The organism is Tistlia sp. (genome assembly GCF_040905785.1).
GTDB lineage: Bacteria > Pseudomonadota > Alphaproteobacteria > Kiloniellales > DSM-21159 > Tistlia.
The window spans coordinates 43,706-53,170 of the sequence record NZ_JBBDQW010000083.1 but is presented as its reverse complement, the minus strand read 5'-3'; the positions used below and the strand labels follow the sequence as shown (position 1 = coordinate 53,170).

Genomic DNA, 9,465 nt, shown 5'->3' with positions numbered 1-9,465 from the left:
CCGCCGCCCGGCTTGGCGCCGGCCGTGCTCGACGACGACGAGCCGGTCTCCCTCGCCGACCTGCGCCCTGAGGATTCCCTGGTCTTCCTGCTGTTCTGGGGCCTGTCCGTCGTCGTCTTCCTGCAGTTCTTCACTCGCTACGTCCTCAACGACTCCCTCGCCTGGACGGAGGAGATCGCGCGCTACCTGCTGATCGCCGTGACCTTCGCCGGCGCCGTCATCGGCGTGCGCAAGCGCGACCACATCGCCGTCGAGCTGCTCGCCCGCTACCTGCCGAGGCGGGCCAACCGGATCGTCGACCTGGCGATCGACGCCGCCAGCGCCGCCACCTTCTTCTTCTTCGCCCTGCTGACCGCCCGCCTGGCCCTGCGCACCAAGCAGATGATGGTCTCGATCGACGTGCCGAAGTCCGTTGTCTACTGGCTGGTCTGCCTCGCCTTCGTCGCCATGGGCTGCCTCGCGCTGCGCTGGTTCTGGCGCCGCCTGCGCAACCGCACGGCCGACGCCCCCTCCCGCTCAGCCGTCGGCTAGGGCCCCTTTCATGCTGATCACCCTGCTGTTCGTCCTGTTGTTCGGCATGATCATCCTCGGCGTGCCGGTCGCGCTGGCGCTGGCCGGCTCCTCGCTGGTCTTCATCCTGCTGTCGGAGCGGATTCCCGACGTCGTCGTCGTGCACCGCATGATCAACGGCGTCGATTCCTTCCCGCTGCTCGCCGTGCCCTTCTTCATCCTGGCCGGCAACCTGATGAACACGGCCGGCATCACCAACCGGATCTTCGACTTCGCCAAGGCCTGTATCGGCTGGATGCGCGGCGGCCTGGGCCACGTCAACGTCGGCGCCTCGGTGATCTTCGCCGGCATGTCGGGCGCCGCCGTGGCCGACGCCGGCGGCCTCGGCACCATCGAGATCAAGGCGATGCGCGACGCCGGCTACGATCCCGCCTTCTCGGTCGGGGTCACCGCCGCCTCCTCGACCATCGGGCCGATCGTGCCGCCCTCGCTGCCCATGGTCATCTACGGCGTCATGGCCTCGGCCTCGATCGGCCAGCTGTTCGCCGCGGGCTTCATTCCTGGCCTGCTGATGGCCGTCTCGCTGATGCTGATGGTCGCCTGGTACGCGCATCGACGCCGCTACCCGCGCGACGCCGCCTTCGAGCTGCGCCGCCTCGGCCGCACCTTCGTCAAGGCCTTCCTGTCGCTGATGACGCCGGTGATCATCGTCGGCGGCATCCTGTTCGGCATCTTCACGCCGACCGAGGCGGCGATCGCGGCCAGCGCCTACGCCCTGTTCCTGGGCGCGGTGGTCTACCGAACGCTGACCTGGCGGCGGCTGCTGCGGGTCAGCTTCGACACCATCGAGACCACCGCCGTCGTCCTGTTCATCGTCGCCGGCGCCTCGATCTTCGCCTGGATCCTGACCAGCAGCCGGGTCACCGAGCACTTCGCCGCGATCCTGCTCGGCATCAGCGAGAACCCCATCGTCATCCTGCTGCTGATGAACCTGCTGCTGCTGGTCGTCGGCTTCTTCATGGAGACCATCGCTGCGATCACCATCCTGGTGCCGGTGCTGCTTCCCATCATCCTGAAGGTCGGCATCGACCCGGTGCATTTCGGCGTGATCATGGTGCTCAACCTGATGATCGGCCTGCTGACGCCGCCGGTCGGCATGGTGCTCTACGTGCTGTCCCGGGTCTCGGGCGTGCCCTTCGAGCGCTGCGTCTCGGCGACCCTGCCGTTCCTGATCCCGCTGGTCGCGGTGCTGCTGCTGGTGACCTTCCTGCCGCAGCTCTCGCTCTGGCTGCCGACCCTGATCTACCGGTGAGCGGGCCTCGATGACCCGCGCCGCGTCGCGCTCAGTAGGTCGCGCGCCCGCCGGACAGGTCGAAGACCGCGCCGGTGGTGAAGGCGTTCTCGGCCGAGACCAGCCAGGCGACCAGGGACGCGACCTCCTCGACCTTGAGGAAGCGCGCGCGCGGGATCTTCGAGAGCATGTAGTCGATGTGGGTCTGGCTCATCTGGTCGAAGATCGCGGTCTTGGCCGCGGCCGGCGTGATGCAGTTGACCGCGATGTCGCGGTCGGCGAGCTCCTTGCCCAGGCTCTTGGTCAGGGCGATGACGCCGGCCTTGGCGGCCGAGTAGGCGCTGGCGTTGGGGTTGCCCTCCTTGCCGGCGATCGAGGCGACGTTGACGATGCGGCCGTAGCCGGCCTCGGTCATGGTCGGCACCACGGCCTTGCAGCACAGGAAGACGCCGGTCAGGTCGATGTCCAGGACCCGCTGCCATTCCTCCACCGGATAGTCGGCGACGCTGGCGTTGGCCCCGGAGATGCCGGCGTTGGCGACCAGGATGTCGAGGCCGCCGAAGGCCGCGAGCGTCGCGTCCCGTGCCGCCTGCACCGAGGCCCAGTCGGTGACGTCGCAGGCCACCGCCCGGCAGGCTTCGCCGCCGCCGAGCGCCGCGGCCGTCTTTGCCGCCAGCGCCCCGTCCCGGTCCCAGATCGCGACCCTGGCGCCCGACTCGAGGAAGCGCTCGGCGACGGCGCGCCCGATGCCCTGGGCGCCGCCGGTGATCACGGCGCGGCGGCCGTCGAGGTCGATGCGATTCATGGGGATGTTCCTCCGGTTTCCTGGACTGCGTTCCTTGGCGACGGCGCGCATCCTATAACGCGGATCCGCCCGCCGCCCAGGGCTGGCCGGACCGCGCCACGACGAACAGGGAGTTGACGATGTCTCGACGACTGGCAGGCAAGCGCGCCCTCTGCACCGCCTCCGGCCAGGGCATCGGCCGGGCCACGGCCCTCGCCTTCGCCGCCGAGGGCGCCGAGGTCGTCGCCACCGACATCAACGAGGCGGCGCTCAAGGCGCTGGGCCGCGAGGCGGGGATCACGGCACGCCGCCTCGACGTGCTCGACTCCGCCGCCGTGGCGGCGCTGGCCGGCGAGATCGGCGGCCTCGACATCCTGTTCAACTGCGCCGGCTACGTGCATCACGGCTCGGTCCTGGACTGCAGCGAGGAGGAGTGGGACTTCGCCTTCGACCTCAACGTCAAGTCCATGTACCGCACGATCCATGCCTTCCTACCGGCCATGCTGGAGCGCGGCGGCGGCTCGATCGTCAACATCGCCTCGATGGCCTCCTCGCTGAAGGGCATCCCCTTCCGCTGCGCCTACGGCGCCAGCAAGGCGGCGGTGATCGGGCTGACGAAATCGGTCGCCGCGGACTTCGTCGGCCGCGGCCTGCGCTGCAACTGCATCTGCCCCGGCACCGTCGAATCGCCTTCGCTCGACCAGCGCATCGCCGCCTTCGACGATCCGGTCGCGGCGCGCAAGGCCTTCGTCGCCCGCCAGCCGATGGGCCGGCTGGGGCGGCCGGAGGAGATCGCCGAGATGGCGGTGTACCTGGGCAGCGACGCGGCCGCCTTCGTCACCGGCACGGCCATGGTGATCGACGGCGGCCTCGGCATCTAGCAGCCCGCGCACCGCCGTCCCGCCGCCCATGACGCCCCCCGACCCTCGGCTCGGCCCGCAGACTTGCGCAGTCACCCGGAAAACGGGTTGACCGATCCGGCCTTGCGGCCCCCTAATGCGGGCAACGCCGGCCCCAAAGAAGGCCGGCCCTGGAACTGGTACGGGGAGCGTCCATGGCGGCCGTCGATATCGTCGATGTGCGCAAGGCATTCGGTGCCACGGAAGTCATCCACGGGGTCGATATAGACATCGCCGACGGCCAGTTCGTCGTCCTGGTCGGCCCGTCGGGCTGCGGCAAGTCGACCCTGCTGCGCATGCTCGCCGGCCTCGAATCGATCACCGGCGGCGAGATCGCGATCGACGGCAAGGTGGTCAACCTGGTGCCGCCGAAGGAACGCGACATCGCGATGGTGTTCCAGAACTACGCGCTCTATCCGCACATGAGCGTGTTCGACAACATGGCATTCAGCCTCAAGCTGCGCCGCGCGCCCAAGGAGGAGATCGACCGGCGAGTCGGCCAGGCCGCGGCGATCCTCGACCTCGACAAGTACCTCGACCGCTTTCCCCGGCAGCTCTCGGGCGGCCAGCGCCAGCGTGTCGCCATGGGCCGCGCGATCGTGCGCGATCCGAAGGTCTTCCTGTTCGACGAGCCGCTGTCCAACCTCGACGCCAAGCTGCGCGTCGCCATGCGCACCGAGATCCGCGCGCTGCACCAGCGCCTGAGCTCGACCACGGTCTACGTCACCCACGACCAGATCGAGGCCATGACCATGGCCGACAAGATCGTCGTCATGAACGACGGCCGGGTCGAGCAGGTCGGCGAGCCGCTCGAGCTCTACGACCGCCCCGACAACCTCTTCGTCGCCGGCTTCATCGGCTCGCCGGCCATGAACTTCCTGGAGGGCCGCCTGGCGACCGAGGGCCGCCCCCGCTTCCTCGCCGCCGGGGACGTCAGCCTGCCGCTCGACAAGGCGCCGGCCGGCGCCCACGGCCGTCCGGTCGTGCTCGGCATCCGCCCGGAGCACCTGCAGCTGGCCACCGACGGCGCCGCCGCCGAGGTCGTGGTCGTCGAGCCGACCGGCTCCGAAACCCAGGTGGTCTGCAAGCTCGGCGGCACCGACGTGATCGCAGCCTTCCGCGAGCGCCACCGCTTCCGGCCCGGCGAGGAAATCCGGATCGCGCCGATGCCGGGCCACATCCATCTGTTCGACGCGGAGACCGGACGACGACTCGAGGCGTGAGCGCCGCCCGCTCCGAACCAAGAAGGCCAACGCCACGTCGCGGCGCGGGCCCATAACGAAGACGGGAGGAGACTGCGATGAAGTTCACCAGACGTGACGTGTTGCAGACCGGTGCCGGCCTCGCTGCCGGTGCCGTCGGCTCGAAGCTGCTCGGCGCGGGCGGCGCCTTCGCCCAGGACAGCCTGTCCTTCAAGCCCGAGGAAGGCGCCTCCCTGCGCGTCCTGCGCTGGCGCCGCTTCGTCGAGGGCGACGAGGTGCAGTGGCTCGCCAACACCAAGAAGTTCACCGAGGCGACAGGCGTCGAGGTGCGCATCGACAACGAGTCCTGGGAGGACGTGCGTCCCAAGGCGGCGGTGGCAGCCAACGTCGGCGACGGGCCGGACATCATCGTCGGTTGGTTCGACGACCCGCACCAGTACCCGGACAAGCTGGTCGACCTGACCGACCTGGCCGGCTACCTCGGCAACAAGTACGGCGGCTGGTATCCCGTCGCCGAGCGCTACGCCACGCGCGACGGCCGCTGGATCGGCCTGCCGCTGGGCGCCGCCGGCGCCTGCATGGTCTACCGCCAGTCCTGGGTCCAGGAAGCGGGCTTCGAGGAGTTCCCGCGGGACTACCAGGAAGTCCTGAAGTGCGCCCAGGCGCTCAAGAAGAACAACCGCCCGATGGGCATGGCCCTCGGCAACGCGGTCGGCGACGGCAACGGCTGGGTCCACACCATCCTGTGGGGCTTCGGCGGCAAGATGGTCGACGACAACAACGAGGTCGTGCTCAACAGCGACGAGACCGTGGCCGCCCTCGAGTACGTCAAGGAGCTCTACGAGAACTTCGTCCCGGGCACCCTGTCGTGGCTGGACTCGAACAACAACAAGGCCTTCCTCGCCGGCGAGATCAGCGCCACCAACAACGGCATCTCGGTCTACTACGCCGCCAAGATGTCCGATGACGCGGCGATGAAGGAACTGGCCAAGGACATCTACCACGTCAACATGCCGATCGGGCCGGTCGGCAAGCCGACCGAGCTGCACCTCTTCACCCAGGCGATGCTGTTCAACTACTCCAAGTACCCCAACGCGGCGAAGGAGTACCTGCGCTTCATGTGGGAGCGCGAGCAGTACGAGCCCTGGCAGCAGGCGGCGATCGGCTACATCACCCAGCCGCTGGCGGCCTACGAGCAGAACCCGATCTGGACCGAGGACCCCAAGCACACGCCCTATCGGGACTGCGTGAAGAACATGCTGTGGAACGGCTACAGCGGCGACCTGGGCTACGCCTCGGCCGTGGCGATGGCCGACTACATCGTCGTCAACATGTTCGCCGAGGCCTGCGCGGGCGACCGCTCGCCCAAGGAGGCGGCCGAGCGCGCCGCCAAGCGGGCCGAGCGCTACTACCGGGTCTGACCGAGACCCGGCGGGGGGGGGGGGGGGGGGGGGGGGGCGGCGCGGGGGCGCGGCCGCCGCTCCGCTTCCCTTCGCTTTGGAGACGACGGCCGACATGGTCGCTGAGACACGCCCCCTCTCCGGCGCCACCGCCTACCGCAGGAGCCTGTGGTCGCGGCTGATGAGCGACCGCAACTTCCTCGGCTTCTGGTTCATGGTGCCGGCGGCGGCGATCCTGCTGCTGTTTTTGGCCTGGCCGCTGATCCTCGGCGTCTGGCTGTCGATGACCGACACCACGATCGGCCGGGCCGGCCAGTTCATCGGGCTGGAGAACTTCGCCTGGCTGTCCGACGATTCGGTGTTCTGGCTATCGGTCTTCAACACCTTCCTCTACACGGTCGTCGCCAGCATCCTGAAGTTCCTGCTCGGCCTCTGGCTGGCGCTGCTGCTCAACCAGCACCTGCCGTTCAAGGCGCTGCTGCGCGCCATCGTGCTGCTGCCCTGGATCGTGCCGACCGTGCTCTCGGCGATCGCCTTCTGGTGGCTCTACGACAGCCAGTTCTCGATCCTCTCCTGGATCCTGGTCGAGGCCGGCATCATCGACACCTACATCGACTTCCTGGGCGATATGGACAATGCGCGGGCCAGCGTCATCGCCGCCAACACCTGGCGCGGGATTCCCTTCGTCGCCATCACGCTGCTGGCAGGGCTGCAGACCATCTCGCCCTCGCTGCACGAGGCGGCGACGATCGACGGCGCCAACTCCTGGCAGCGCTTCCGCTACGTCACGCTGCCGCTGCTGACGCCGATCATCGCCGTGGTCATGACCTTCTCGGTGCTCTTCACCTTCACCGACTTCCAGCTGATCTACGTGCTGACCCGCGGCGGCCCGCTGAACGCGACGCACCTGATGGCGACGCTGAGCTTCCAGCGCGCGATCCCCGGGGGTCAGCTCGGCGAGGGCGCGGCGATCGCCGTCGCCATGATCCCCTTCCTGCTGTCGGCCATCCTGTTCAGCTACTTCGGCCTGCAGCGCCGGCGCTGGCAGCAGGGCGGCAAGGACTGAGAGGCCAGCGAAGCACGCCATGTCACAGGTCACCCCGCAGCGAGCCACCGAGACCGCCGTCGCCCGGGACGGGCCGCGGCGCAAGACGCGCGGCGGCGACGGCGGCGAGGGCATGGACTACCTGGTGTCCCTGCCGCGCCGGGTGGTGACGGTCTACCTGCCCCTGCTGGTCTTCCTGTTCGTGCTGCTCTTCCCGTTCTATTGGATGACCATCACGACCTTCAAATCCAACGAGGAGCTCTACAACTTCCGGGATTTCAGCCCCTTCTGGGTGGTCCAGCCGACGCTGGCCAACATCGAGAAGCTGTTCTTCGAGACCAGCTATCCGACCTGGCTGTGGAACACCATGCTGGTCTCGGTGGTCGCGACCTTCATCTCGCTGTTCTGCGCGGTCTGCGCCGCCTACGCGATCGAGCGCCTGCGCTTCCAGGGCTCGCGGCTGGTCGGCATGGGCATCTTCCTGGCCTACCTGGTGCCGCCCTCGATCCTGTTCATTCCGCTGGCCACCATCGTCTTCGCCTACGGCCTGTTCGACAGCACGCTGGCGCTGATCCTGACCTACCCGACGATCCTGATCCCCTTCTGCACCTGGCTGCTGATGGGCTACTTCCGCTCGATCCCCTACGAGCTCGAGGAATGCGCCCTGATCGACGGCGCCTCACGCCTGCAGATCCTGATCAAGATCGTGCTGCCGCTCGCCGTGCCCGGGATCATCTCGGCCGGCATATTCGCCTTCACGCTGTCGTGGAACGAGTTCATCTACGCCCTGACCTTCATCTCCTCCTCAGAGAACAAGACCGTGCCGGTCGGCGTCATCACCGAGCTGGTCGAGGGCGACGTCTACCACTGGGGCTCGCTGATGGCCGGCGCCCTGATGGGCTCCCTGCCGGTCGCGATCCTCTATTCCTTCTTCGTCGAGTACTACGTTTCCAGCATGACCGGTGCGGTCAAGGAATAGCGCCCGCCAGGAACTGGCCGAGACGGTTCGCGACGGGATCGACGGGCCGAGCCGGCCCGTCGTTCGCCCTCAGCTCGCCAGCCTGCGCAACGCCCGGCCGAGCAGCTCGGTGCCGGCGGCGACGTCGGCCCAGTCGGTCCACTCCTCGGGGGCGTGGCTGACGCCACCGCGCGAGGGCACGAAGATCAGGCCGGCCGGGCAGAGGCTCAAGAGCGTCTGGGCGTCGTGCCCGGCACCACTCGGCATCGTCAGGGCCGGGCGCCCCAGGGCCTCGGCCTCCTCCTGCAGCAGGGCGATCAGGCACGGGTCGCAGGCGGTCGGCGCGAGGCGCCCCTGGTCGAGGATCGAGAGGCCGAGCCCCTGGCCCGCGGCGGCAGCGGCCAGCTCGTCGCGGCAGGCCGCGGCGAGACGGTCCAGCACCGCCTCCTCGAGATCGCGCACGATCAGGGAGAACTCGGCCTGCCCGGGGATCGTGTGAGGGTAGCCCGGCTGCAGCTCGACCCGCCCGACCGTGATCCGGCTCTCGGGCCCGCCGGCCCGCTCGATCAGCGCGGGAATGCCGGCGGCGAAGGCGGCGAGGCCGGCGAAGGCGTCGGCGCGCAGCGCCATCGGCGTGGTCCCAGAATGGTTGGCCCGCCCAGAGAGGCGGACCGTCCAGTTGATGACGCCCGAGATGCCCTCGACGATGCCGAGCGGCAGGCCGCGCGCCTCGAGCAGCGGGCCCTGCTCGACATGGAGCTCGAGAAAGGCCGCGACGGAGCCCTTCGGCCGCGCCGCCGCCAGGGCCCCCTCGACGCTCAGGCCGTTGGCCGCCAGGGCATCGACGAGGCGCTCGCCGCCGTCGCTGACCGCCGCCTCGATCCAGTCGGCGGTCAGCCGGCCCGCGAGCGCCTGGGCCCCGAACATGCCGCCGAAGCGGCCTTCCTCCTCGGCCGTCGCGACGACCTCGAGAGGACGGGCCGGCTCGAAGCCCGACTCCTTGAGGGCGCGCACGCACTCCAGGGCGGCGCAGGCGCCGAGCGCGCCGTCGAACAGGCCGCCCTCGGGCACCGTGTCGAGGTGCGAGCCGGCCATGACGCGGGGGCCCTCGCCGGCGTGCCAGAGGCCGCAGACGTTGCCGGCGCCGTCCATCGCGGCCTCGAGGCCGGCCTCGCGCAACCGCTCCAGGAACCAGGCGCGCCCGGCCATGTCGGCCGCCGAGAAGCTGACCCGGTTGATGCCGGGGCGCGCCGAGCGTCCGAAGTCCGCCAAGGTCTCCAGGTCCGAGCGCAGCCGCTCCAGGTCGATGTCCAAGCCTTCCCTCCCTGCGCCGGCTCGCGATCCGTGTATCCTCACACAAGACAATTCATCATGAT

General features: G+C 69.3%; 9 protein-coding genes. 7 read left to right on the top strand and 2 right to left on the bottom strand.

Features of this window, described 5'->3' with window-relative positions; genetic code table 11:
* Both WD341_RS19430 and WD341_RS19425 read left to right on the top strand, forming a co-directional pair.
* Positions 1-531 (top strand): TRAP transporter small permease (locus WD341_RS19430; RefSeq protein WP_368427150.1); only part of this gene is annotated, 531 nt, incomplete at its 5' end.
* Positions 532-541: 10 nt separating this feature from the next.
* A complete protein-coding gene (locus tag WD341_RS19425) occupies positions 542-1,822 on the top strand; it encodes a TRAP transporter large permease (protein WP_368427149.1) in 1,281 nt (426 codons plus the stop codon).
* Between the two features lie 31 nt (positions 1,823-1,853).
* Here the strand turns inward: WD341_RS19425 and WD341_RS19420 are convergent, their stop codons facing one another.
* On the bottom strand, positions 1,854-2,606 hold the full coding sequence (locus WD341_RS19420) for an SDR family NAD(P)-dependent oxidoreductase (protein ID WP_368427148.1): 753 nt from the start codon (positions 2,604-2,606) through the stop codon (positions 1,854-1,856).
* A 119-nt stretch (positions 2,607-2,725) separates the two neighbouring features.
* Between WD341_RS19420 and WD341_RS19415 the strand changes: the two genes are divergently transcribed.
* From WD341_RS19415 to WD341_RS19395, 5 genes are all read left to right on the top strand, one after another.
* Complete coding sequence (locus WD341_RS19415; RefSeq protein ID WP_368427147.1) at positions 2,726-3,466, top strand: SDR family oxidoreductase; 741 nt, start codon at positions 2,726-2,728, stop codon at positions 3,464-3,466.
* A 173-nt stretch (positions 3,467-3,639) separates the two neighbouring features.
* Complete coding sequence (locus WD341_RS19410; RefSeq protein WP_368427146.1) at positions 3,640-4,707, top strand: ABC transporter ATP-binding protein; 1,068 nt, start codon at positions 3,640-3,642, stop codon at positions 4,705-4,707.
* A gap of 77 nt (positions 4,708-4,784) precedes the next feature.
* Positions 4,785-6,107 (top strand): ABC transporter substrate-binding protein, encoded by a 1,323-nt coding sequence (locus WD341_RS19405; protein WP_368427145.1) that lies wholly within the window; start codon positions 4,785-4,787, stop codon positions 6,105-6,107.
* A 94-nt stretch (positions 6,108-6,201) separates the two neighbouring features.
* Complete coding sequence (locus WD341_RS19400; RefSeq protein WP_368427144.1) at positions 6,202-7,152, top strand: carbohydrate ABC transporter permease; 951 nt, start codon at positions 6,202-6,204, stop codon at positions 7,150-7,152.
* Positions 7,153-7,171: 19 nt separating this feature from the next.
* A complete protein-coding gene (locus tag WD341_RS19395) occupies positions 7,172-8,110 on the top strand; it encodes a carbohydrate ABC transporter permease (protein ID WP_368427143.1) in 939 nt (312 codons plus the stop codon).
* 69 nt (positions 8,111-8,179) lie between these two features.
* On the opposite strand, the gene WD341_RS19390 is transcribed toward WD341_RS19395, so the two are convergent.
* Positions 8,180-9,403 carry a Zn-dependent hydrolase gene (locus WD341_RS19390; protein WP_368427142.1) on the bottom strand — a complete coding sequence of 408 codons (1,224 nt, stop codon included), beginning with the start codon at positions 9,401-9,403 and terminating at the stop codon, positions 8,180-8,182.
* Positions 9,404-9,465: the final 62 nt, after the last annotated feature.